General features: G+C 64.8%; 19 protein-coding genes. 14 read left to right on the top strand and 5 right to left on the bottom strand.

Annotation, left to right across the window (positions count from 1 at the left end; all coding sequences use genetic code 11):
• Positions 1 to 15 precede the first annotated feature (15 nt).
• Positions 16 to 1,014 carry a 30S ribosomal protein S2 gene (locus tag QZV93_RS07555; RefSeq protein ID WP_295557292.1) on the bottom strand — a complete coding sequence of 333 codons (999 nt, stop codon included), beginning with the start codon at positions 1,012 to 1,014 and terminating at the stop codon, positions 16 to 18.
• Positions 1,015 to 1,457: 443 nt separating this feature from the next.
• On the opposite strand from QZV93_RS07555, the gene QZV93_RS07550 reads away from it, so the two are divergent.
• Together QZV93_RS07550 and QZV93_RS07545 are read left to right on the top strand one after the other, a co-directional pair.
• On the top strand, positions 1,458 to 1,919 hold the full coding sequence (locus QZV93_RS07550; protein WP_295557291.1) for a hypothetical protein: 462 nt from the start codon (positions 1,458 to 1,460) through the stop codon (positions 1,917 to 1,919).
• Between the two features lie 148 nt (positions 1,920 to 2,067).
• Positions 2,068 to 3,447 carry a cytochrome P450 gene (locus QZV93_RS07545; protein ID WP_295557289.1) on the top strand — a complete coding sequence of 460 codons (1,380 nt, stop codon included), beginning with the start codon at positions 2,068 to 2,070 and terminating at the stop codon, positions 3,445 to 3,447.
• Between the two features lie 62 nt (positions 3,448 to 3,509).
• On the opposite strand, the gene QZV93_RS07540 is transcribed toward QZV93_RS07545, so the two are convergent.
• Positions 3,510 to 5,171, bottom strand: coding sequence for a thiamine pyrophosphate-dependent enzyme (locus QZV93_RS07540; protein WP_295557288.1), 1,662 nt, complete (start codon positions 5,169 to 5,171; stop codon positions 3,510 to 3,512).
• Positions 5,172 to 5,427: 256 nt separating this feature from the next.
• On the opposite strand from QZV93_RS07540, the gene QZV93_RS07535 reads away from it, so the two are divergent.
• The gene (locus tag QZV93_RS07535; protein WP_295557286.1) at positions 5,428 to 7,065 is read left to right on the top strand and encodes a DUF4384 domain-containing protein; all 1,638 of its coding nucleotides are present in this window, start codon (positions 5,428 to 5,430) and stop codon (positions 7,063 to 7,065) included.
• A gap of 12 nt (positions 7,066 to 7,077) precedes the next feature.
• Here the strand turns inward: QZV93_RS07535 and QZV93_RS07530 are convergent, their stop codons facing one another.
• Positions 7,078 to 7,647, bottom strand: a complete 570-nt coding sequence (locus tag QZV93_RS07530; protein ID WP_295557285.1) for a hypothetical protein — start codon at positions 7,645 to 7,647, stop codon at positions 7,078 to 7,080.
• A gap of 90 nt (positions 7,648 to 7,737) precedes the next feature.
• Between QZV93_RS07530 and rmuC the strand changes: the two genes are divergently transcribed.
• Together rmuC and QZV93_RS07520 are read left to right on the top strand one after the other, a co-directional pair.
• Positions 7,738 to 9,003, top strand: a complete 1,266-nt coding sequence (gene rmuC, locus QZV93_RS07525) for a DNA recombination protein RmuC (protein ID WP_295557284.1) — start codon at positions 7,738 to 7,740, stop codon at positions 9,001 to 9,003.
• A 17-nt stretch (positions 9,004 to 9,020) separates the two neighbouring features.
• Positions 9,021 to 11,336: a Tex family protein gene (locus QZV93_RS07520; protein WP_295557282.1), complete on the top strand. Its 2,316-nt coding sequence runs from the start codon at positions 9,021 to 9,023 to the stop codon at positions 11,334 to 11,336.
• Positions 11,337 to 11,348: 12 nt separating this feature from the next.
• On the opposite strand, the gene QZV93_RS07515 is transcribed toward QZV93_RS07520, so the two are convergent.
• Complete coding sequence (locus QZV93_RS07515) at positions 11,349 to 12,101, bottom strand: DUF2497 domain-containing protein (protein ID WP_295557281.1); 753 nt, start codon at positions 12,099 to 12,101, stop codon at positions 11,349 to 11,351.
• Between the two features lie 282 nt (positions 12,102 to 12,383).
• Here QZV93_RS07515 and QZV93_RS07510 point away from each other — a divergent pair, with 282 nt between their 5' ends.
• From QZV93_RS07510 to QZV93_RS07495, 4 genes are all read left to right on the top strand, one after another.
• On the top strand, positions 12,384 to 12,923 hold the full coding sequence (locus QZV93_RS07510) for a peroxiredoxin (protein WP_295557279.1): 540 nt from the start codon (positions 12,384 to 12,386) through the stop codon (positions 12,921 to 12,923).
• A 222-nt stretch (positions 12,924 to 13,145) separates the two neighbouring features.
• Positions 13,146 to 14,330 (top strand): type III PLP-dependent enzyme, encoded by a 1,185-nt coding sequence (locus tag QZV93_RS07505; RefSeq protein ID WP_295557277.1) that lies wholly within the window; start codon positions 13,146 to 13,148, stop codon positions 14,328 to 14,330.
• Between the two features lie 125 nt (positions 14,331 to 14,455).
• A complete protein-coding gene (locus QZV93_RS07500) occupies positions 14,456 to 14,731 on the top strand; it encodes a hypothetical protein (RefSeq protein ID WP_295557275.1) in 276 nt (91 codons plus the stop codon).
• Positions 14,732 to 14,763: 32 nt separating this feature from the next.
• Complete coding sequence (locus QZV93_RS07495) at positions 14,764 to 15,861, top strand: FkbM family methyltransferase (RefSeq protein ID WP_295557273.1); 1,098 nt, start codon at positions 14,764 to 14,766, stop codon at positions 15,859 to 15,861.
• Between the two features lie 55 nt (positions 15,862 to 15,916).
• On the opposite strand, the gene QZV93_RS07490 is transcribed toward QZV93_RS07495, so the two are convergent.
• Positions 15,917 to 16,129 carry a hypothetical protein gene (locus QZV93_RS07490; RefSeq protein ID WP_295557272.1) on the bottom strand — a complete coding sequence of 71 codons (213 nt, stop codon included), beginning with the start codon at positions 16,127 to 16,129 and terminating at the stop codon, positions 15,917 to 15,919.
• Positions 16,130 to 16,570: 441 nt separating this feature from the next.
• On the opposite strand from QZV93_RS07490, the gene kdpF reads away from it, so the two are divergent.
• The 5 genes from kdpF to QZV93_RS07470 form a co-directional block, all read left to right on the top strand.
• Positions 16,571 to 16,657, top strand: coding sequence for a K(+)-transporting ATPase subunit F (gene kdpF / locus QZV93_RS17595; RefSeq protein WP_363156753.1), 87 nt, complete (start codon positions 16,571 to 16,573; stop codon positions 16,655 to 16,657).
• Positions 16,658 to 16,705: 48 nt separating this feature from the next.
• Complete coding sequence (gene kdpA / locus QZV93_RS07485) at positions 16,706 to 18,415, top strand: potassium-transporting ATPase subunit KdpA (protein ID WP_295557271.1); 1,710 nt, start codon at positions 16,706 to 16,708, stop codon at positions 18,413 to 18,415.
• Positions 18,416 to 18,425: 10 nt separating this feature from the next.
• Positions 18,426 to 20,474, top strand: coding sequence for a potassium-transporting ATPase subunit KdpB (gene kdpB / locus QZV93_RS07480; RefSeq protein ID WP_295557269.1), 2,049 nt, complete (start codon positions 18,426 to 18,428; stop codon positions 20,472 to 20,474).
• A gap of 12 nt (positions 20,475 to 20,486) precedes the next feature.
• Positions 20,487 to 21,065, top strand: coding sequence for a potassium-transporting ATPase subunit KdpC (gene kdpC / locus QZV93_RS07475; RefSeq protein WP_295557268.1), 579 nt, complete (start codon positions 20,487 to 20,489; stop codon positions 21,063 to 21,065).
• Between the two features lie 10 nt (positions 21,066 to 21,075).
• The coding region (locus QZV93_RS07470; RefSeq protein ID WP_295557266.1) for a DUF4118 domain-containing protein at positions 21,076 to 23,059 on the top strand (1,984 nt) is incomplete at its 3' end.

The raw sequence follows: 23,059 nt of genomic DNA, 5'->3' as shown, positions 1-23,059 counted from the left end.
CGCCGCCTCGGCAAATTAGACGGCCGACGCCTCGACCAGCTTCTTCGCCTGGGCGACCCAGCCTTCTTGCTCGATCTGGCCCTTGGCCTTGAGCTTGCGGTCGAGCAGCGAGAGGTTCTCGGCGTCGAGATCTGCGATCTGCCAAAAATGGAACACGCCCGCGTCGTTGAGCTTCTGCTCGAGCTTTTCGGTGATGCCCTTGATCCGCTTGAGATCGTCCGCTTCGCCACGCGGCGCTTCGATGCCCTTGAAGCTCTTGACGGAGCCATCCGGCAGCGTCTCGGCAGGCGGCTCCACGGAAGCGCCGACGTCCACGCCGGCAACGCCCTGACCGCGCTCGAGGCCGTCGAGAGCGGCACGCGCGATGAGATCGCAATAGAGCGTGATGGCGCGACCGGCGTCGTCATTGCCCGGGACCGGGAAGTCGATGCCGTCGGGATCGCAGTTGGTGTCGACGATGGCTACGATCGGAATACCGAGCTTGCGGGCTTCCTTGATGGCGATGCCTTCCTTGTTCGTGTCGATGACGAACAGGAGGTCCGGCACGCCGCCCATGTCCTTGATGCCGCCGAGCGCCTGGTTGAGCTTGTCGCGCTCGCGCTGGACGTTGAGCACTTCTTTCTTGGTCCGGCCCTGCGGGTCGGCCAGGATCTCGTCGAGCTGACGCAGGCGACGGATCGAGGTCGAGATCGTCTTCCAGTTGGTCAGCGTGCCGCCGAGCCAGCGGTGATTGATGAAGTACTGCGCCGAGCGCTTGGCGGCTTCGGCGATGGAGTCCGAGGCCTGGCGCTTGGTGGCGACGAAGAGCACGCGCCCGCCGCCGGCGACGGTGTCCGAGACCTTGTTCAGCGCCTGATGCAGCATCGGCACGGTCTGGGTCAGGTCGAGGATGTGGATGTTATTGCGGGCGCCGTAGATGAAGGGCGCCATCTTGGGGTTCCAGCGGTGCGACTGGTGACCGAAGTGCACGCCGGCTTCCAGGAGCTGGCGCATGTTGAATTGCGGCACGGACATGTGCGGGTGGTTCCTTTTCCGGTTGATCCTCCGCAAGCCCTTGAGAAGAAAGGCCAACCCCTTCAAGAGGTTAGCCGTTCCACCGGAGCGACCCTGCGGGGCTTTCAATCCGCAGAGCGCATAAGGCATGCGTGTGAGATAGGCGCTGTCTAACCGCAAACACCGGGATTGACAAGGCCTCTAGGTCGGCAGCCTGCGGTAGCCGCGCGGGTAAATACTTTCAGCATACCGCCGATCACCGGCATCGTGTATCAAGTTACTGACGTAGTGGGTCCACCCAGACCCGGCAATTCAGGACACGGACAATGCTCCGGCTGTGCCTCGGGGCTTGTCGGCAGACGCGCGCTGTTTGGCGCTACCAGCACGCGATCAGCGCGTGGGGCCAAGGTAACATGGGATGATGCGTCTGGGATAAGGTTGATCGCGATGGGGGGGAGTTTTGAATGTTTATATGCGGTTGGAACGCTCTATTTGGGCGCGTGGACAAAGTGCCTGGTGTCTGCTTCGTAGGGACGAGCTTCTTTTATATTTTCTTCATTCCGATCATCCCGCTCCGCAGCTACATTGTCCGCGAAGGGGACGATGACTGGCTGGCCGGCTTCAAGGGCGTACCCATAGGCTTCAATGTGAAATCGATCCTGTTCGCGTGGATACGTGCCGCTGCGATCGTGACGATTGTCTGGTACGTGGGACGCTTCATCACTGGCTGGTGGCAGGGTCCGAGAGAATTCTACGAAGGCGCAAACAACATAAACGAGGTGGTTGTCGCCCTCGATGTTCCCGGGTGGAATGGCGTTCTCATCATCGCGCTCTGCACGGGCGTGCTATTGGCTCTCAAAGCCATGTCGTACGCGAGCGCCGGGCGCGCGGCGGAATTGACGGCAATCGCGAAGGCGGGTCCGTAATTCGCGCCTTACTCCGCGCTACGTCGCCGCCCCTTCACGCACCGCTGTCAGCGTCTCCATTGGCGTGATCGCCTCGGGGTCGAGCCGGAGGGCGATGACGTAGGGCAGATCCGAGTCCAAAGCCTCGCGGAGCGCCGCATAGAAGCTCTTGCTGCAAGCCGCCGCCGCCGCGCCATGTGGCTGGGCGCGAAATTCGGATCGACAGTGTGCGTGGCGAAATTCGCGTCCCACGGTGCCCACGCAGCGACATGGTGTTGCGTCAAGGTGGGTCCGTGGTCATGAGCTACGCAACCCGCTGCCGGAGACGAGAATGATCGAGACAGACTTCGACATTGTGTCTCCGGCGTTTCATGCCGATCCGGCGCGCACGCTCGAACGCATTCGGGCGACGGGGGGTCCATTGGTGCGGATGAAACTGCCGATCCTGGGAAAGATGTTGCTTTGCGTCTCGCACGAGGCCTGCGGCGCAATGCTCAAGGACAAGGAGACGTTCGTCCGCGATCCGGCCAACGCCGGCAGTCTCACGCAGGAGCGCATCATCAGGATTCTGCCGCGCTCGCTCGGCCTCTTGGCGCTCAACATGCTCGGCAAAGACGATCCCGAGCATCGGCATCTGAGGGGATTGGTCGACCAAGCCTTCCAGCGCCGCGGCATTCAAGCGATGCGGCCGATGATCACGGCCGTGGCCGACCAGTTGCTCGACGGATTTGAAAACCGCCGCGAGGTGGACCTGATGGAGGGCTTCTGCAGAGATCTGCCGCTCTCCGTCATCTGTGCGATGCTTGGACTACCGGACAAGGACCATGAGCGCTTCAAGCGCTGGCTTGGAGGTCTGAGCGATACGGCCAACATCGGTGCTGTTGTCCGCGCCATACCGGGTGTTTTGAGCGTCGTCCGATACCTGCGCAAGGTCGCGCGGCCGGACGGGGGCGCCAAGCCCGACGGTTTAATTTTTGCGCTCCAGGATGCGGAGATCAACGGACGAAAGTTGAGCGAGGACGAGATCGTCTCGATGGTCTTCCTGCTGTTCGGGGCGGGGCAGGAAACCACGACGCATCTGATCGCGGGCGGCTTTTTGGAGATACTTCGCCACGACGATCAACGGCACCGCCTGCAGGCTGATCCGGCGATGATGCCGCTCTGCGTCGAGGAATGCCTCCGCCAGGTTTCGCCTGTGCAGCTCACCAAGCCCCGCTGGGCGACGAAGGATATTGTGTTCGCGGGACACCAATTCAGGCGCGGCGATAGCGTCGCGGGTTTTCTGACCGCTGCCAATCGCGACCCGGCGCAGTACGACGATCCACATCGGTTCGACATCACCCGCCACCCGAACCCCCATCTCTCGTTCGGCACGGGTGTGCATTTCTGCCTCGGGTTCCAGCTCGCCCGCGCTGAAGCGGCGATAGCGTTTGAACGGCTGCTGGCGCGGTTTCCCGATATACGGCTCGCCGTAGACCCGTCGAGCCTCGTGTGGCGAAAGCGGGTTGGGATTCGAACCCTAGCCCAGCTCCCTGTGAAGCTCTCCTAGTCCGATCAAGTCTGCCCTGGGCGGGGGACCAGGCGTCGACAAGTAGCCGCCTCGCCTGCGCGCTACGTCGCCGCCCCTTCGCGCACCGCCGTCAGCGTTTCCATCGGTGTGATCGCCTCGGGGTCCTGCTGGAGGTCGATGACGAACGGCACTTCAGATACCAGCGCCTCCCGGAACACGGCCTCGAAGTCCTCGCTGCGCGTCACGGTGGCTCCCTCCGCACCGTGCGCGCGCGCCAGTGCCGCGAAGTCCGGATTGACCAGCGTCGTCCCGTTCGGGCGGCCCGGGAAATTGCGCTCCTGGTGCATGCGGATGGTGCCGTACATGCCGTTGCTCGCGACCAGAATGACCATCGGCAACCCATACTGCACGGCCGTCCCGAGCTCGTTGAAGGTCATCGCGAAGCATCCGTCGCCGGCAAAGCAGACGACGGGCAGTTCCGGATGCTCGAGCTTGGCAGCGATGGCCGCCGGCAGTCCGTATCCCATCGATCCGGAAGTCGGAGCCAGCCCGCTGCGGTAGCCCTTGAATTGAAAGTAGCGATGCACCCATTGCGAGTAGTTGCCGGCGCCGTTGGTGACGAACGCCCGCTCCGGCAACGCCGTCGAGACGGCCGTCACGACGTCTTCCAGGCGAATGGCGCCGGGAGTTGGCCTGGGAACGAGGCTGTCCTCGTAGGCGGCCCGGAGATCACGCCGGAATCTCTTCCATGGCCTGTCCCCCGCGCCGCGCAGATTGGGCGCAAAGGTGGGCAAGGCCTCCACGAACGCGCCTGACGTGGCCACGATGGCGAGCGCCGCGTCGCGATAGCCGACGATGGCGCTGGGTTCGGGATGGATCTGCACGAATGTCTGCTCCGGCCCGCCGAGCAGTGCATAGCCGCCCGTCGCGATGTCGCCGAGCTCGGCCCCGACGGCGATCACGAGATCCGCCGCCTTGAGCCCCGCTTTGAGCTTGCGGTCGGTCGTGAAACCGAGATGCCCGACGTAACAGGGATGCCGGTTGTCCACGTAGTCCTGGCAGCGAAACGCCGCCGCCACCGGCAGGTCGAACGCCGTCGCGAAATCCTCGATCGCCCGCTGCACCGGCTGGCTCCACCCCGGGCCGCCGACAATGAGCAGCGGCCGCTCGGCAGCCCCGAGTCGCTGCGCGAGGTCGCTCATGTCGCGGGCGGAGGGTGCGGCACCGGCCAGCGCCGGCAATGCATGAACGGAAGCGGACGTTCCGGCCGAGAGGACGTTCTCGGGGAGGCCGATGACGACAGGCCCCGGACGTCCCGAGACGGCAATGCTGTAGGCGCGCGCGACGTACTCCGGAATGCGATCCGCGGATCGGATCACGGCCGTCCACTTGGCGATCTTCGAGAACAGCGCCTCGATGTCGATCTCTTGGAAGGGCGCCCGCTCCTCGAGCGGCGTCGTTGGCAGGCCGACGAACAGGATCATCGGCGTAGCGTCCTGCTGCGCGACGTAGACGCCGGAAACCGCGTTGACCACGCCTGGCCCGCGCGTGGCGAACGCGACGCCCGGCCGCCCCGTGAGCTTCCCCGTCGCCTCCGCCATCATGGCCGCGCCGCCTTCGTGACGGCAGACGACAGTGCGCACGGCGGGCGTGTCGTAGAGGCCGTCGAGCGCAGCCAGGAAGCTTTCGCCCGGAACCTCGAACACGCGCGCGACCCCAAGGGCCGCGAGCTGGTCGATCAGGAGCTTTCCGCCATGCGCCATGAGCCGTCGGGGAATCCATTGTGGGGTCACGCCGCTGCTGCGCGGCAGGGGCACCCCACACATAGGACACGCCATGCCCCGAGGCTACTGTTGCGGCCTCTGGCGGCGCGGTCGATCCGGGCGGCATGGTTAAGGAGCGCCATGGAAGTGGGAGCGGCAACTGCAAGCGACTTTTTTTGACACCAGCGCTGTTGCGAAACGGCTTCTAGCCGGGGGACGCGCGCGCCCGCTAATCTGGCGAGAGAGAGGAGCCGGCATGGCGGGGTGGAAGAGAAAAGCGGCGGCGAAGCGCGTGCGCAATGCCTGCACGCTCGCGCTGCTTGCTGCGCTGTGCATCGCGCCCGCTCGCGCCGTGCCCGCCGAGCCTGCACCCGCATCGACGCCTGTAGCGGAGGCGGCCGCGAATGAAGCAAGGCCGTTGCCCGAGCGGGCGCGCGCCGTGCTCGACGTGCGCTGCGCGGAATGCCGCGAAGCCTATGCCGGGGATGGCATCCTCGACATGGCGGCTCTCGCCGAGGATCCGCGTTTCGTCGTCCCGAAAGAGCCTGACGCCTCCCGCATCTATCAGCGCCTATTGACGGCCCAGTCCGGCTCGCCGGGTGACGGCGGCTCCGCTCCGGCGCCCGCCGACGTCGAGGTCGTCCGCGACTGGATCGACAGTTTGCCCGCGCGGCGACAGGCCTGCCACGGCCGCGCGGGTGTTATGCCCGCCGCGGTGGACGCCCTCATCGGTCGGTGGGTGGAGAAGATCGGCGTCGTCGAAGCTGCCGACACGCGCTTCGTTTCGCTGGTCCATCTATGGAACAGCTGCGCCAACCCGCAGCGCCTCGCTGAGGCGCGCGAGACAGCGGCCACCCTGCTCGCTGGCCTCGCACGCCACCGCGGACCCCTCGAAATCGAAACGCTGGGAGAAGAAAGCGCAATCCTCGCCGTACGCCTCAGCCAGATCGCAGTGCTTCCGGCCGAATGGGCGCGCCTCACGGCGCCTGCGCCAAGGACAGCAGGCACCGACGCGGTAGCCGCCGATTGGCTCGCCGCGCGCATCCTCTCCAAACCAAAAGATGCGTCCGGCGCCGTCGATCCCGCATTCGACGTCGCCTTCGACGCTGTCGGCCAGCGCGCCGTACGCAACCTCGCCCGCACGTGGGAGCGCAGTGTCGACCTCGTGCGTGCCGCCGCCGAGCGTGGCGTGACCCCGCGCGCCTTGGCAGCGACGCTGGCCGGTGTCGGTGGGGACTTCCTGCTCCCCGCCCGCCGCCTGCTGTACGGTGCGATATCGCGCGCGGCTTGGGAAAGCTTGTCTCATGCCCTTGACGGTGCCGCCAAGCCCGGCTCCGCCGTCAAGGATCCGCCATCCTCCGGCGCGGAGATCGACGTTCTGCTCTGGGCCGACCAACCCTTCTATCGGCCGCGCGATCTCGTCACCATCCACGCGTCGGTCGGCAAGGCTTGCTATCTGACGCTGATCGACGTGGACCAGGACGGCAAGGCGACGGTGCTGTTTCCGAACGAGCTTGAGCCGGACAATCTCGTTGCCCCCGGTGTGAACATCTCCCTGCCTGGCCGCGACGCAGGCTATCAGTTCCGCTTCGAGCGCAGCGGGGAAGAGAAGATAATCGCCATCTGCCAGCGCAAGTCGCGCCGCCCGGCCGGCATTTCCTACGACTACGAGCGCCAGCGCTTCGCCTTCCTCGATGACTGGCGGACGTTCCTCAGAACGGCGCCCGAGCGCGAGGCCAAGACGCGCGAATCCTCTGACACCTCGCGCCGCCGCAGAGAGCGCACGCCGGCAAACGCACAGCCATTGATCGGAGCCGACGATCCGCTGCCGATGGAAGGTCGCGCGGCCATTTCCGTCACCATCGATCCCGGCGGCGGACCGGCGCCAGATTGAAGAGCGGTTGCCCTAGAATTTTCCTGCGTTGCGCGCGTCCGCATCCGGATCGCGCTCCTTGCCGAGCGTCTTGTAGAAGCGCTCGCGCAGATCCGGCATCGGATCGGTGATCTTGTTCGGCGGGATGCCGATCGAATTCGCTTGATGCGCCAGGATGAGCCAGTGTCCGTCAGGCTGCTTCTCGAACACGAAAAGCGCCGAGGCGGCGTTTTCGTAGGTCCTCTGCGCGGCCCAGGCGTAAAAATACCCGCGCTCCCACACCACGGCCTTGGCGAAGCGGGGATCGATCTTGAGCACGTCCACGTCGTAAGTGAAATCCAGCGCTTTTGCGGCGAGCTCGTTGGAGATGGTGGGGCTCCGCGCGCGGCTGTGCGGATTGATCTCGGTTTCCGCTGGCCCGCCGTCGATCGCGCCCGGTGCATAGAGCTGCCATTGCCGGCGCTCGCCGCCCGGCCGAAGCTCGCTGTACCAGCGCGCGAGGACTGAGCGGATAGCGGCCGCATCGGCATCCGTGCCCGGCTCTTGCGCGCGCGTCGCCGAGCAGGAGAGGAAGACGAAAAGCACGGCAAAAACGGCGCGCACGATCAAGCTCCTTGCGAATGCCCACTGCCGGCAATGAGATCCTTCCTTTCCGGACGAATTTTGGGCGCCCGAATCGGGTATCGCAGAACCATGGTCGAAACGGCGCCTGATCGATGGACTGAGTGGCTCGCGCGCCTGCGCGAGACGCTCGATGCTGCCGACCCCGTTCTGGTCGCCGGTGCCTTGGTGTTGGCGCTTTTGCTGCTGGTGCTGGGGGTCGCTCTGAGGCGTGGCCCCCAAAGCGGCGCCACCGCCACCGAGTTTGCCGAGATCAAGGGCCGCCTGACCGCCATGAGCGAGATGACGGTCCGCCGCCAGGCCGAGGAGGCACATGCTCTCGACGAACGCGTCGAGCAGGTAGCGGCCCGGTTGGGGACAGCCCTCGACGGCGTGAGCCGCCGTTTGTCCGACAGCCTCTCCGAGGCGCAGCGCCAGAACAGCGACACCGTCCAGCGCTTGACCGAGCGCGTCGACACGCTCGCCCGCCACATGGGCGACAATCTCGCCGAAGCCGGCCGGCGCACCACCGAAAGCCTCTCCAACTTGAACGAGCGCCTGGCGGTGATTGCCGAAGCCAAGCAGAGCCTCGCCGCCTTGTCGTCGGAGGTGGGCTCGCTTTCGGGCGTGCTCACCAACAAGCAGGCGCGCGGCGCCTTCGGACAGGTGCGCATGGAAACCATCATCCGCGATGCGCTGCCTGCGGGTGCCTACGAGTTCCAGGCCACGCTCTCGAACGGCAAGCGCCCGGACTGCGTCATCCGGCTGCCGAACACGCCCGCCCCGCTTGTGATCGATTCCAAATTTCCCCTCGAAGGTTTCGAAGCCCTGCGCCTCGCGCGGACATCGGACGAGCAGAAGGCCGCACGCGACGCCATCCGCACCGCGGTCGGCCACCACATTGCCGACATTGCGGAGAAATATCTGATCCCCGGTGAAACCCAGGACACGGCGATGATGTTCGTGCCCTCGGAATCGGTCTATGGCGACCTGCACGAGCATTTCGCCGATCTCGTACAGCGCGCCCATCGGGCGCGCGTGGTGATTGTGGCCCCCAATATTCTGATGCTGGCCGTGCAAACCGTTCAAGCCGTGATCAAGGACGCCAAGATGCGGGATCAGGCCGGCCTCATTCAGCGCGAGGTCGGATTGCTGCTCGGCGACGTGGCACGCCTCGCGGAGCGCGTTGCCGACCTGGAGCGCTATTTTGGCCAGTCGACAAAGGCACTTGAGAAGGTCTCGGCCTCGGCCGCCCGCATCAGCGGTCGCGGCGAGCGCTTGACAGCCCTCGACCTCGAGGATGAAACAGCGCCCCAGGGTGCCACGCCCGCCGCGCAGCTGAAGCAGCGCGCCTCCTAGTCTCTGAAGGCACATCCATGGACAAGATCAATCAGCGTATCGCCGATGAATTGCGCGTTGCGGCCGGTCAGGTGACCGCCGCCGTGGAGCTTCTGGACGAGGGTGCGACGGTCCCCTTCATCGCACGCTACCGCAAGGAGAAGACCGGCGGTCTCGACGATACGCAGCTCCGCACGTTGGCCGAGCGCTTGGTCTATCTGCGTGAGCTCGAGGACCGCCGCGCGTCGATCCTGAAGAGCATCGAGGAGCAGGGAAAGCTCACGCCCGATCTTGCGCGCGCCGTCAACGCCGCCATGACCAAGGTCGAGCTGGAGGATGTTTACGCGCCCTACAAGCCGAAGCGGCGCACGAAGGCGCAGATCGCGCGCGAGGCGGGGCTCGAGCCGCTGGCGGATGCGCTGCTGGGCAACCCGGGCCTCGATCCCGCGGCCGAAGCGGCGAAGTTCATTTCCGCCGACAAGGGCATTGCCGACCAGAAGGCCGCCCTCGATGGTGCGCGCCATATCCTGATCGAGCGCATCGGCGAGCGCGCGGATGTCGTACAGGGTCTGCGCGAATGGGAATGGGGCGAGGGCAAGCTCGCGTCCAAAGTGAAAAAAGGCAAGGAGACGGAAGGCGCCAAGTTCTCCGACTATTTCGACTTCGGGCAAGCGATCAAGGACATGCCGAGCCACCGCGCGCTTGCGCTCCTGCGTGGCGTCAACGAGGGAGTGCTCGATGTCGACCTCGACGTCGAGCACGACGAGACCAAGGCCCATCCCGCCGAAGGCAAGATCCGCGCCGCGTTCGGCATCGCCGACAGGGGCCGCCCCGCCGACGCTTGGCTCGGCGAGACCGTTCGCCTCGCCTGGAAGGCGCGCCTCGCCACCACCATAACCTCGGATCTGCTCACGCGCTTGAAGGAGCGCGCCGATGCCGAGGCCATCACCGTCTTCTCGTCGAACCTCAAGGACCTCTTGCTTGCGGCCCCCGCCGGCCCGCGCGTGACCATGGGTCTCGATCCGGGCCTGCGCACCGGCGTCAAGGTCGCTATCGTCGATGCCACCGGAAAGCTGGTCGAGACCGCGACCATCTATCCGCACGAGCCGAAGCGCGATTGGACGGGCTCGCTGGCCGCGCTTGCGTCGCTTGCAGCCAAGCACAAGGTCGACCTTGTCAGTGTCGGCAACGGCACCGGCAGCCGCGAGACCGACAAGCTCGTCGCCGAGCTGATGAGCAAGATGCCTCAGCTGAAGCTGACGAAAGTAATGGTCTCGGAAGCCGGCGCCTCCGTCTATTCGGCGTCGGAATTGGCAGCCAAGGAGTTTCCTGATCTCGACGTCTCGCTTCGCGGCGCCGTCTCTATCGCACGACGCCTGCAGGATCCGCTGGCCGAGCTGGTGAAGATCGAGCCCAAGGCCATCGGCGTCGGCCAGTACCAGCATGACGTGGACCAGAACGGCCTCGCCCGCTCTCTCGATGCCGTGGTCGAGGACTGCGTGAACTCCGTGGGCGTGGATGTGAACACCGCCTCGGTACCGCTGTTGACGCGCGTTTCTGGCCTCAATCAGACGCTCGCTTCCAATATTGTCGCCTTCCGCAACGAGAATGGCGCCTTCAAGACCCGAGCCAGCTTGAAGAAGGTGCCGCGTCTCGGACCGAAAGCCTTCGAGCAGGCGGCAGGGTTCCTGCGCATCATGAACGGCACCAATCCGCTCGACGCCTCTGCCGTGCACCCGGAAGCCTATGAGGTGGTCGAGCGCATCTCGGAGAAGACGAAACGTCCCTTGAAGGCCATGATCGGCGATCGCGCCTTCCTGAAGGCGTTGAAGCCCGCCGAGTTCGCCGACCAGAGCTTCGGCGTCCCGACCGTGACGGATATCCTGGCCGAGCTTGAAAAGCCCGGTCGCGATCCGCGCCCCGAGTTCAAGACCGCGACCTTCGCGGACGGCGTGGAGAAGATCTCGGACTTGAAGCCCGGCATGCAGCTCGAAGGCACCGTCACCAACGTCGCCGCCTTCGGCGCCTTCGTCGATATCGGTGTGCACCAGGATGGGCTCGTGCACATCTCCGAGCTCGCAGATCGCTTCGTGAAGGATCCGCGCGAGGTGGTGAAGGTGGGCGATGTCGTCAGCGTTCGCGTCAAGGAGGTCGACGCCGAAAGGAAGCGCATCGCGCTGACCATGCGCTCCGGCCAGATCGAGCGCGGCGCGTCGAACGCGGGTGCGCCGCGTCCGTCCGGAGCCCCGTCTCAAGGCAACCGCAATTTCGCCCCGCCGCCGAAGCGCGGCCCGGAGCCCGCCGGCGAAAGCGCGCTCGCTGCAGCCCTCCGCCGCGCGCAGGAAAGAAAATAGGCGCCCGAAGGCTTATTGACGGTCGCGTTGCAGCGTCTGAATGAGCGCCTCGGTGAGCACGCGATTGATATTGTCGTCGAGCCACTGCCTGAGCATGGGACGTAGCACGTTCGCGTCGAGATCGCTGGCTGCCCGTTCTGACAGGGGCAGAGGCGGCGGCATCGCTCGCTCGTCGTCCTCGTCGGATGGGCCAGTCTCGACGGCACCGAGGAGATAGTTGAAGCTTCCCATCGCGCCCTTCGGCACGGCGGGAGGCGGCGCGGGAGAAAGGCGCGGCTCCACGGGTCCCGCCATGCGCACCACCAGCCGGTCGCGACAGAGAGGCATTTCCCGCGGCACGGGCTTGGGCCGAGCCGCCGCGTCGGCGCTGGGGATCACCTCTGCCGTTGTCGGCTGAGGCGGCACGCGTGGTTTGCCGATATCCAGGGCGGAAAGATCGCGCGCGGCCGCGAGTGTCGGCAGCGTCGGCGAGAGGGGTGCCGGGCCGTGCTCGCGCCGTGCTCGGTCGTTCGTCTCGTCGAGCGAGCCGAGTGCAGCACCGATCCGGTCGACCAGCGAGGCGGTGAGCACCGGTGCAGCCTCGCGATCTCTGCGGAACATTGCCGGCAGTTCGAAGTCGTCCGGTTCGGACGATGTCCCGGCACCTGCCGGTAGCGAAATTTCGGATGGCGGAATTTCGTCGAGCTGACCGCTTTTGATCGTCCGCCGGATGGAGGCCAGAACCTCCGCTGTGGTTGGCTGTCCGTCGTCGCCGCCCAATGTCATGAGCTACCCTTTTACGCAGAACACGTCATTCATGATGCAAATGAGCAAATGCCGCCGCGCCGAGCGCGCGGCGATCCGCGACGCGCAGTCAGTCCGGCCGATAGAGATTTCCCAATCAGAGGGGCAAGCTCTGAGCCGAACCGGGCATTCGTATGGCGATCGGATGCGTTCGGCATTTCGGAGCTGCGAAGGATCGCCGCACGGGCCAAGTGTCAAACTTATGCGCGCTTGGCTCGCTATGGCGTGCCTCCATCCGAAGGCGTGAGTGCGAGAGGGCAAGACATGATCAAAGAGGGCGAGCGGCTTCCTGAAGCATCCTTCGTCGTGATGGAGAAACGTGCCGCGTCGAAAAAATCGACGATGGACATCTTCGCGGGCCGCCGTGTCGCGCTGTTCGGCTTGCCGGGAGCCTTCACGCCCGTATGCCACAGGGAGCATTTGCCGGGCATCGTGTCGCTGGTCGATACGTTGGAGAAGAACGGGGTCGACGTCGTCGCGTGCACCGCCGTCAACGACGTCTTCGTTCTTCATCGCTGGGCGCGCGATCATGGCGCACAGCGCAAGGTGCTGATGCTCGCCGATGGCAACGCCGATTTTGCCATGCGCTCGGGCTTGGCCGTCGATCTTTCGGAGTTCGGATTGGGCATCCGCTCCAACCGCTACGCCATGGTCGTACGCGACGGCACGGTCGAGATTTTGAACGTCGAGAACGCGCTTTCCGAGCACGATGCCTCGAGCGCCGCCTCCGTTTGCCGTCTGCTGGAGCAAGACGCGCCCCTGCAAACGGCACCGGAGCCCACCGGTACACCCACGCCGATTTGAAGCTGTCTCAGTCTGCAGAGGCCCCTGCGCGGTTTTCCCCTCCGTGCCGGTAGTAGTGTCACAAAACTCCGCTATGGCGGCCGTCGGGATTAGTTAAGCCTCTCAACGATCAAAGGGTCTTTACATGGGGGCCTCGAGGTCCTAAATGCAGCGCACGCACGGCGGCGATTTCGCTTCGCACGGCGCTTCTGGTCCAACCCGAGTTGGTGGAGGTCCGTAGACATGGAGCGGTATGCCTCAGCGGCAGACCTTGTTGCCGTCCGCAAGCCGGAGCGTCCGGTGGTGTGCGCTCGGCCCCACGCCGCCGCCCGCGCTGCCCGCTGGTTCATCGACAATTTCAACGGCGACGTGGCCTATGCCTACAAGGCCAACAGCTCGGTCTTTCTGATCGGCGCGCTGTACGGGGCCGGTATCCGCCATTTTGACGTGGCCTCGATTCCCGAGATCGAGGATGCGGCGACGATTCCCGGCGCCGAGCTGCATTTCATGCATCCGGTGAAGTCGCGCGAGAGCATCCGCCGCGCCTACCATGAGCACGGCGTCAGGAGCTTTTCGCTCGATACCGAGGACGAGCTGAGAAAGATCGTCGAGGAGACCGCCGGACCTGCGGGCCCGGCGCGTGATCTCGCCCTGTTCGTCCGCATTGCCGTTCCGGCCATCAACAGCCGCATCCCGCTCGAGCGCAAGTTCGGCGTGAGCGGCCAAAAGGCGGCGCGTGTTCTGATGAAGACGCGCCAGGTGGCGGCAGAGCTGGGCATTACCTTCCACGTCGGCTCGCAGACCATGACGCCGGATGCCTACATCAATGCGCTCGCCGAGGTGCAGAGCCTGATCGGCAAGGCGGGGGTCGTCGTCGATCGTCTCGATGTGGGCGGCGGCTTTCCGTCGATCTACCCGGGCATGCAGCCGGCGCCGCTCACGCGCTTCCTGTCTGCCATCGAGGAGGGCGTGAACAAGCTTCCCGTGCGCGAGGACGTGCGCCTGATGTGCGAGCCCGGCCGCGCGCTCGTCGCCGAGGCCGAAAGCCTGATCGTGCGCGTGGAGGCTCGCCGCGGCAGCGATCTCTTCATCAACGACGGCGGTTACGGCGTGCTGTTCGATGCCGCTCACCTTGGATGGATATATCCGGTTCGCCTCGTCAACCGCGAGCCGGCCAACGAGACGCTCATCCCCTACGAGCTGTGGGGCCCGACCTGCGACTCGATCGACCACATGAAGGGCCCGTTCCTGCTGCCGGACTGCATTCGCGAGGGCGATTATCTCGAGATCGGCAACGTCGGTGCCTACGGACGCGCCATCGCCGGCGACTTCAACGGCTATGGCAAATACGAGGAGGCGATCCTCGATGACGAGCCGATGATGACGCTCTATGGCGAGGCCGAAGCCCCAGAGGCCCTGTTGGGCTGAGCCGTGATCGCGCTCGTCAGGATGAGCGCCGCTGCAACCTGTGAAATTGCGCAAAACCTCCGCTCGCCTCATCGGCGCCACAAGGAATCGGATACGCATCGCCTGTGGATTGGGAGGATAACTCCATGGGCCTGGATAGCGACGCCGCCTTTTCGGTCATCCAACGTGCGCTTGAGGAGTTCTCGGCCGACGTCGGCAAGGCGCGCGCCGGACAGGCCCAGGCGGAGGAGACGCTTGCTTCGGTGGAATATGAGCTGGACCAGCTCCGGGCCTTGATCGCCGAGAACGCGTTGCCGCCGGACACCGCCCCCGCGTTCGCCAACTCGCTGTCAGATGTCCAGATTCTTCGCGAGGAGGTCGGGAGCGGGCTCCTGCGCCGCCTCGTCGGCCGCGCCGCCTGACACGTCGTCTGCGTCGTTGGAAGGGAGTGGAAATGCTATCATCCCTTGAGCACCTCGAAAGCAAGATGGGCCGCTTTCTAAAGCAGGCCGGCAGCGGAAAGCCCATTCTGCTTTACGGGGCGGGATCTGCGATGCCCTCGATCCTCGACAAGCTGGAGGACGCGGGATTCAGCATCGCAGGCATCTGCGATTCCAATCCCGCAAAGCACGGCACGCGCTTCAGGGACACGTACGACATTTTTGCGCTGAATGATGCGCTCGGCAGATTTCCCGACGCGACCTTCGTCATCTCCACGCCCGTGTACTTCGACGAAATCTATCAGGAGCTCGTGCAAAAGACGGATCCCGACCGGGTCAGCGATCTGGACTTCGAATGCACGCGCTTTTTCAAGACCCACGAGCTCCGGAATTTCGTCTTCCGCCACCAGCAGAAGTTGGAAGCGTTGCTTTCCAGCCTGGCCGATGATGCCTCGCGTGATGCGCTGATGAACGTGATCAAGGCGCATCTCACGGGTGACCGGAAAGATTTCCAGCGGGCCTACACCGGCAAAGACGACTGGTACCTGTTCCGCTCCCTTTTGGCGCCTCCCGCGGAAGCCGTCTATCTCGACTGTGGCGCTTACAACGGCGATACCGTTCGCCTCTTTATAGAGACCGCAAGCAAGGGATACGGGCACATCTATGTTTTCGAGCCCGATGACGCCATGCGGCTTGGCTTGCGCCACATGGCAAGCGCGAATCCGCGGATCTCGTTGATCGAGAAAGGCGTCTTTCGCGAGGAGGGCGTGGTGTCCTTCTGCTCGGACGGCGTGTTCTCCGCCATCTCGACGGAGGAAAATGCGGAGGCCGCGATCCGCATTCCCGTCACCACCATTGATGCTGTGTTGAACGGTGCGCGCGCGGACATAATAAAAATGGATATAGAAGGGGCCGAGTTCGACGCGCTACGAGGCGCGGAGCAGACCATTCGCGCGCACAAGCCGAAGCTTGCCGTCTGCCTCTATCACAAGGTGGAGGACATGCTGCGCATTCCCGAGCTGTTGCGCGAGTATGTGCCAGACTACAAACTGTATATTCGCCACCAGTCGACCACCTACACGGACACCATCCTGTTCGCCGTCGCGCAGTAGGATAGGGCCGCCGCCGATGCAAGCCGGACGCCGGCCCGCGTTCGCCAATTCACCGTCAGATGTCGAGATACTTCGCGAGGACGTCGGACGCGGGCTGCTGCGGCGCCTCGTCGGCCGCGCCGCTTGACGCATCGCTCGCGGCCAAAAGCTGATCCGTCTCGGCAGGATCCGCGCCGAGGGTGTCCATGAGCGTCCTCGCCAGCTCCTCCCGTTCCTCGGGCGAGAGCCTGAGCGCCGTGTGAAGGATCGCCTTGACGCGCTCGTTCATGAGCAGTCTCCGCGGGCCGCGAATCGCTTTGCTAGCGTAGCATGTGGAGGGCAGATCGCGGATCGGCGGCCGGATGGTCGGCGGTACAGGGACGTGGTTGGCAACAATGGCGATCTCGGCGTTTGCTCTACAAGTTTGTCACTGTCTCAAAGACTGAAGCTGGACCTCGAAGGAGTGGATCAAACTCGTTGGTCTTGGCATGCGCACGCCAGTCCGCAAATTCCCCCTAGCTCATGAGCGTACGGCCGAAGCGATCTTTATGCGGTCTTTATGCCGGCGTCCGCACTTCCCAATCGAGTCTTGATGTAGCCCGCCCTATGTCTCGCCCGTGAGCAACAGGAGCGAAGCACATGCTCGATACCATTTATCTCGTCCTCGGCCTCGGAAGCTTTGCGCTCATGGCCGGGTACGTCGCGCTCTGCAAAAGACTGTGAGGCTGTCATGAGCGATCCGATCATCGGACTTGCCGTCGCTATCGGCCTCGGCATCTACCTCGTCTACACGCTCATCCGGCCGGACCGATTCTGAAGGGCGGTTCGGAGAGCGGCGTTCTAAGAGCCTTGGAGGGCTCATTCCATGACATTTCAAGGTTGGTTGGAAATCGCCCTCGTGCTGAGCGCGGTTCTCGCGGCGGCATGGCCGCTTGGAAACTACATGGCCCGCGTCTTCGCGGGAGATCAGACGCTTCTGTCGCCCGTGCTCGCGCCCGTCGAACGCGCGATCTACGCAGCAGCGGGCATCAGGCGCGACAGGGAGCAGACCTGGGTCGGCTACACCCTGGCCATGCTGGCGCTCAACGCCGCAGGCTTCCTCCTCCTTTACGCAATGATGCGCGTGCAAGGGGGCCTGCCCCTGAACCCGCAGGGGTTCTCCGGCCTGACGCCCGACCTCGCCTACAACACGGCCGTCAGCTTCGTATCCAATACGAACTGGCAGTCCTACGGCGGTGAGACGACCATGAGCCATCTCACGCAGATGACGGGCCTCGCCGTGCAGAACTTCCTCTCCGCCGCCACCGGCATCGCTCTGGCGATCGCGGTGACGCGTGCCTTCGCACGCAGTGGCGCCAGGGAAATCGGCAACTTCTGGGTCGATGTCACGCGCGCCACGCTCTATGTGCTGCTGCCGCTCTCGATCCTGCTCGCTATCGCCTTCGTCGCGACCGGTATGCCCCAGACCCTCGCCCCCAACTTCGAGGCGGCCACTCTTGAAGGCGCCAAACAGACGATTGCCGTCGGCCCTGTCGCGAGCCAGGAAGCCATCAAACAGCTGGGCACCAACGGCGGTGGCTTCTTCAACGCCAACGCCGCGCACCCGTTCGAGAACCCAAGCGCCTGGTCCAATGTGCTGTCCATCTGGAGCATGCTCCTGATCTCGACTGCGATGACATTCACGTTCGGCCGCATGGTCGGCGACCGCAGGCAGGGCTTTGCGCTGCTGGCCGTCATGTGGCTCTTGCTGATCGCCGGAACAGCCATCGTCTACGCATCGGAAATGGCAGGCAACCCTCTGCTCGCCGCGGCCGGAGTCGATCCCTCCCAGGGCAACATGGAAGGCAAGGAGATCCGTTTCGGCCAAGCGCTGACGGCGCTCTACGTCGCAGCAACAACCGGTCTCTCGTGCGGTGCCGTCAACGCGATGCACGACTCTCTGACGCCCCTCGGCGGTCTCGTCCCGCTGTTCATGATCCAGCTCGGTGAGATTCTCCCCGGTGGCGTCGGATCGGGTCTCTACGGAATGATCGTCATGGCCGTCCTCGCCGTCTTCGTCGCCGGATTGATGGTCGGCCGCACGCCCGAGTACCTCGGCAAGAAGATCGAAGCGCGCGAGATGAAGTTCGCCGTGCTGGCCATTCTCATCCTGCCACTTTTCATCCTGGGTTTCACGGCCGTCGCGGCCACGCTTCCAGCCGCGCTGTCGAGCCTCGCCAACGCAGGTCCGCACGGCTTGACGGAAATTCTTTACGCCTACTCGTCGGCCGCGGGCAACAACGGCTCCGCCTTCGCGGGGCTCAACGCCAACACGCCCTGGTTCAACACCACGCTTGGCCTCGCCATGATGTTCGGCCGCTTTGCCTATGTCGTGCCCGTCATGGCCATGGCCGGCGCGATCGCCGCCAAGACCAAGGCCGGCGCGTCGTCAGGGACATTTCCGACGCACGGAAGCCTCTTCATAGGGCTGCTCGTCGGCGTGATCCTGATCCTCGGCGGCCTGCAGTACTTCCCGGCGCTCGCTCTCGGCCCTGTCGTCGAGCATGTCCTGATGCTGGCCGGCAAGACGCTCTAAGGAGACAGTCATGAGTAAGTCAGAGGCAATCGCCATCCTGGATCAAACGATCCTGCGCCGCGCGGCCATCGATGCGGTGAAAAAACTCGCGCCGCAGAAATTGGTGCGGAACCCGGTCATGTTCGTCACCGGCGTCGTGGCGGCGCTCGTAACGCTGATCTACGTCCGCGATGCGATCACGGGACAAGAGGGGCTCGCCTTCACCGGCCAGATCGCCGCCTGGCTCTGGTTCACGGTGCTATTCGCCAATTTCGCCGAGGCCGTCGCAGAGGGTCGCGGCAAGGCGCAGGCGGACGCGCTCCGCCGCACGCGCAGCGACACGATGGCCAAGCTGATGCTGCATGCCGACGACAGCAGAGATGATCCCTGGGAGCCGCGCGAAGCCTATGACCTGAAGGAAGGCGACGTCGTGCTGGTGGAAGCCGGGGACACGATCCCGGCCGACGGAGAGGTCATCGAGGGCATCGCATCGATCAACGAAAGTGCGATCACGGGTGAATCCGCGCCCGTCATCCGCGAATCCGGCGGCGACCGCTCGGCCGTCACCGGCGGCACGGTCGTTCTGTCCGACTGGATCAAGGTTCGCGTCACCGCCGCGCCCGGTTCGTCGTTTCTGGACCGCATGATCGCGCTCGTCGAAGGCGCCGAGCGGCAAAAGACACCGAACGAGCTCGCCCTCTCGACCCTGCTTTCCGGCATGACGCTGATCCTTTTGATCACCGTCGTGACGCTATGGGGCATCGCGGGCTACTCGGGCACCGTCCTGTCGGTGACGGTGCTGGTCGCACTGCTCGTAACTCTTATTCCGACCACCATCGGCGGGCTTCTGTCAGCCATCGGCATCGCCGGCATGGACCGCCTGATCCGCTTCAACGTCGTCGCCACCTCGGGACGCGCCGTCGAAGCCGCGGGCGATGTCGATACGCTGCTTCTCGACAAGACGGGTACGATCACCTTCGGCAACCGCCTTGCCACGGCGTTCGTCCCGGTGCCGGGGCGGAGCGAGCGCGACGTCGCCGAGGCCGCGCATCTGGCTTCCCTGGCCGACGAGACACCGGAAGGCCGTTCCATTGTCGCCTTGGCACGCGGAAGCTATGGCGTCGGCACAGAGATACACGCGCCCACGGCCGTGATCCCGTTCTCGGCGCAGACCCGCCTCTCGGGTATCGACATCGACGGCCGCAGCCTGCGCAAGGGCGCTGTCGATGCCGTTCTGGCCGGCGTCGGCCTGGCAACAGATCGCACGCCAGCCGTCTTTCGCGAGGCTGTGCTCGCCATATCGAAAACCGGCGGTACGCCGCTGGCCGTGGCCGATGGCAAGGATCTCGTCGGCGTCATCCATCTCAAGGATGTCGTGAAACCCGATGTGAAGGCGCGCTTCGCGGCCCTGCGGCAGATGAGCATCAAGACGGTGATGGTCACCGGCGACAACCCCGTGACGGCGGCAGCCATCGCCTCCGAGGCGGGTGTCGACGACTACATCGCCGAAGCGACGCCGCAGGACAAGCTCGCCTACATCAAGTCGGAGCAAGCGAAGGGCCGCCTGATCGCCATGTGCGGCGATGGCACCAACGACGCGCCGGCACTTGCCCAGGCCGACGTCGGCGTCGCCATGCAGACCGGCACGCAAGCGGCGCGCGAGGCCGGCAACATGGTGGATCTCGACAGCGACCCCACCAAGCTCATCGAGATCACGGAGATCGGCAAGCAGTTGCTGATGACGCGCGGCTCCCTCACCACGTTCTCGATCGCCAACGACGTCGCCAAGTACTTCGCGATCATCCCTGCGCTGTTCGTCGCCACGTACCCGGAGCTCGATGCGCTGAACATCATGGGCCTGGCGTCGCCCGAGAGCGCGATCCTGTCGGCCGTCATCTTCAACGCGCTGATCATCATTGCGCTCATCCCGCTGGCCCTGAAAGGCGTGAGCTATCGGCCTTCGGGGGCAAGCGCGCTCTTGCGGCGCAATCTTCTCATCTATGGCCTGGGCGGGCTTGTTGTTCCGTTCATCGGCATCAAGCTGGTCGATCTGGCCGTGTCCGCCCTCGGCCTCGCATAAGGAGCAGGTCCCATGCACACAATCGTTCGCCCGGCGTTTGCCGTCCTCCTCGCCTTCACCCTTCTGGCCGGAGTCGTCTATCCGCTTGCCATCACCGGAATAGCGCAACTGGCGTTCCCGAATGAGTCCGCAGGGAGCCCGTTGGCGCGAGACGGCAAGATCGTCGGGTCGTCGCTGATCGGTCAGGCCTTCACGTCGGACCGCTATTTCCACGGTCGGCCATCGGCGGCGGGCTCGACGGGATACGACGCCTCCGCGTCGTCGGGCTCGAACCTGGGACCGCTCTCAGCCAAGCTGATCGATCGGGTCAAGACAGACGCCGAGATCGTGCGGCGCGACGGCGAAGCCAGCATCCCGGGGGACGCCGTCACCGCTTCGGGCAGCGGTCTCGACCCGCATATCAGCCCGGCTTATGCCGCTGTCCAGATGGCGCGCGTCGCCAAGGCGCGCGGCGTGCCGGAGAACCGCATCCAGGCCATTGTCGCGGCAAACACCGAGCAACCGGATTTGGGCGTCCTGGGCGTGCCGCGCGTTAACGTTCTCCTCCTCAATCTTGCGATTGACGAGGCCTTGGGCGGCAACCCCGGATAAAATAGCGACTATGGCTAATACCACCGGCACCGGCGAAACGCGCCGGCCCTCACCAAAGGCACTGCTCGAGCTTGCCGCGAAGGATACGCGCGGCAAGCTCAAGGTTTTTCTCGGCATGGCGCCCGGTGTCGGCAAGACCTACGCCATGCTGTCCGCCGCGCGCGCGCTGAAGTCCCAGAGTGTTGACGTGGTCGTGGGTGTCGTCGAAACGCACGGACGTTCGGAGACGGCGGCTCTCCTCGACGGACTCGAGATACTCCCGCGCCAGACAGTCGCGTACCGCAATCGCACATTCATGGAGTTCGACATCGATGCCGCCATCGCGCGGCGGCCGAAGCTGTTGCTGGTCGACGAGTTCGCCCACTCGAATGCGCCGGGTCTCGTCCATCCGAAGCGCTACCAGGACGTGGATGGCGTGCTGCAAGCGGGTATCGATGTCTGGACCACACTCAACATCCAGCATCTCGAAAGTTTGACGGACGTCGTCCAGCGCATTTCCGGGGTCACGGTGCGCGAGACGGTCCCCGACAGGGTACTCGAACGGGCCGATGAGATCGTCATGGTCGATCTCCCGCCCGAAGAGCTGCTGCAGCGTCTTCGGGACGGAAAGGTCTACGTCCCCGAGAACGTACGGCGCGCCCTCGACAAGTTCTTCCAGTTGAGCACGCTCACTGCACTGCGCGAGCTGGCACTCAGGCGCGCGGCGGATCGCGTCGACGAGCAGATGCTCACGCAGTTGCGCCAACGCGGCATCGACGGCCCTTGGCCAACCGCCGAGCGGCTTCTCGTCTGTGTCGGAAGCGACGAGCATTCGGAGAAGATCGTGCGTGCGGCCGCCCGCATGGCGGCCGCCCTGAAATCGGACTGGATCGCAATCCACCTCGCCCAGAGCGAGCGCGAAACCACGGACCGGGCAGAGTTGCGCCGTATTGATAAGTCGATGCGGCTCGCGGAGAGGTTGGGTGCCACGACGGTTCGCGTCGATGCGCGGGACCTCGCGGCCGAGATCCTTGCCTACGCGAAGCGCAACAACATCACCCAAATCGTCATCGGCCACGGTCCGCCTCGACCTCTCGGCCGCCTGTTCCGCCCGTCCCTCTCCGACGCCATCATTGCGGACGCAATGGGCATCTCGATCACGATCATCGCGCCGGATCAGCCGCCCGTGCCGCGCCGCCGGTTGCCACCCGTTCCTGAGACAAGCGCCCTCTGGATGGGCGGACTGGGCGCAGCCGGTGCTGTGGCCGTCGGTGTCATCGCCGGCAAGCTGCTCGAGCGCGTCACCGAGCTTCCCAATCTTTCGATGATCTTCCTGTTCGCCGTGATCGTTTGCGCTCTCAGATTTGGTCTCTATTCCGCGATCGCCGCCGCCGCCCTTTCGTTCTTCGCCTTCAACTTCTTTTTTATCGCGCCGCGCTACACCCTGACGGTCGCCTCGCCGCATGAGCTTTTCGGTCTCGTCATCTTTCTCGTCGTGGCGATCGCGACAGGAAGCATCGCCGGGCGCCTGCGCGAGCAGGCCGCCGCCACGCGAGAGCGCGCTGAGGCGACACAGGCTCTCTACGAGTTTTCACGCAAGCTCGCCGGAGCCTCGAAGCTCGACGACGTGTTGTGGCTTCTTTCCGCTCAATCGTCAGCGGTCATCAAGGGTAAGTCAATTGTTCTTCTTGAAACGGCTGGGGAGCTTGCCATCGAAGGCGGCTGGCCACCCGAGGACTCACTTGGCACGGCTGACTGGGCGGCCGCCCGCTGGGCGCTGCGCAAGGGCGAGCCAGCCGGCCGTCACACTGAGACCATGCCATCCGCCACGTTCCATTTCCGGCCTCTGATGTCGTCGGCGGGTCCGATAGGGGTACTGGGCATCACCGCTGACGAAGCCAACGATCTAGTGCCGACGGCCACCGTCAGCGCGCTGCAGTCGTTCGCCGATCAGGCGGCAATCGCCATTGAGCGGACGCGCCTTGTCGAAATGGCCGCCAAGGCCGCCACGGCCG

Source organism: uncultured Hyphomicrobium sp. (assembly GCF_902826555.1).
In the GTDB taxonomy this organism is placed as follows: Bacteria; Pseudomonadota; Alphaproteobacteria; order Rhizobiales; family Hyphomicrobiaceae; genus Hyphomicrobium_C.
This window is presented reverse-complemented; position numbering and strand designations above follow the sequence as displayed.